Below are 1,617 nucleotides of genomic sequence, written 5' to 3'. Positions count from 1 at the left end.
CCGACACCGTGCTGGGCCAGGCAACGCTGACAGCGGCGTTGGGCACGGGCCAGTCCCAGACACTGACGATCGATGTCTCGGGCTTGCTGCCGTTCCGCGATGCGCCCATCCATGTGGTGGTGGACCCCTCGGGTGCGCTGGCCGAGAGTGACAAGGCGAACAACGTGCGCTCCAGTGCGCAGGATGTGCTGTTCGTGCCTCAGGGCGGCGGGGCTTTTACTCCCAAGCTTAAGTGGGAGTGGAGCGGGGACGGCAGTTCCAACCCGACCTCAAAACAAGTAATGATGGCTCCGATAGCCATTCCCACTCGCGACACAAATGGAGATGGGAAGGTGAACAGCGAAGATGTTTCGGACATCGTCGTCGTCAGCTACGAGGGGTACTACACAAACCCCAGCGGCACGATCCGCATTCTCTCGGGCGTGGACGGATCAGAAGTGCGGAGCATTGCGGCCAGAAAGGTCGTCAATGTCGGTGGCCTTGCTGCAGCTGATTTGGATGGGGATGGAATTCCTGAAATCGTAGCAACCAGTTCAGAGACTGGATTGCCTGTCGCGTATCGAGTCAGCGGTGAAGTCTATTGGTCTGCAACGAATGGCGATACCGGCGACTTCATGCCTAGCAACGGCGGGGTTTGGGGGAGCGCGTTTATTGCCGACCTTGATGCAGATGGCGTTCCAGAAGTGGTGATGAAGGGCGACGTCTTTAACGGAAGAACTGGCGCCCTCTTGTGGTCTGCAAATGGGCCGTACTTTGGTTCGACGGATTACAGTTATCCGCGCGCCTATTCGCTGCCGGTGGTTGCGGACCTGTTCGGCACAGGTAAGCAAAATCTTCTGCTTGGGGCCAGTGTTTTTGACCATCAAGGGAGTCTTGTCTGGAAAAATTCGCAAGTCGGTGAGGGTCACGTAGCGATTGCAGACTTCGACTCGGATGGGACGCCAGAAATAGCTCACATCAATAGCGGGCGAGTTTCGCTGCTAGATCGTTCTGGGGCGTTGTTGTGGGGACCAATTCTTGTACCTAACTCTGATGGAGTGTGGGGTGGTCCTCCAACAATTGCAGACTTCGATGGCGATGGAGTGCCTGATATCGGTGTTTCTGGTCGCTTTAGCTACACCGTCTTGCGCGCGGATGGCTCCGTCCTCTGGTGGATCCCTGCGAAGGACTATGGTTCTGGCATGACGGGCTCAACGTCGTTCGACTTCCTGGGCGACGGAAAAGCAAAGGTTCTCTATTCGGATGAGTCCTCCATATTTGTGCTTGACGGAGCGACTGGCAATCAGTTGATTCGGATTGGGTCTGACTCTGCGACCACCTTTGAATATCCCATCGTCGTGGATGCCGATCGCGATGGACATGCTGAATTCGTAACTGTTCGGAACCAGTATGGCCGGCATGGTGACGCAGATGTTGGAGGAGGCGTCCGGGTATTTGAGGATGCCAACGGAGGCTGGGTGCCCACGCGCAGCATCTGGAACCAGCACGCGTACAGCATCACGAACATCAACGACGACCTGAGCGTGCCGCGCAACCCCGTGCCCAGCTGGAAGAGCCACAACACCTTCCGCCTGAACCGCCGCATGGACGCTGACCCCCGGGCCATCGCAGACATCA

Annotated in this window: 1 protein-coding gene; it reads left to right on the top strand. The window is 57.4% G+C overall.

What is annotated here, in order from left to right; genetic code table 11:
• Positions 1 to 1,617, top strand: a 1,617-nt coding sequence (locus tag ACYZGB_RS22690) for an FG-GAP repeat domain-containing protein (protein ID WP_462391243.1), incomplete at both ends; no start/stop codon positions are given.

The sequence above is a fragment of the Acidovorax sp. Q11 genome (assembly GCF_054950075.1).
Note: the sequence above shows the minus strand (reverse complement) of the source record. Positions and strands in the feature narration are given on the sequence as shown.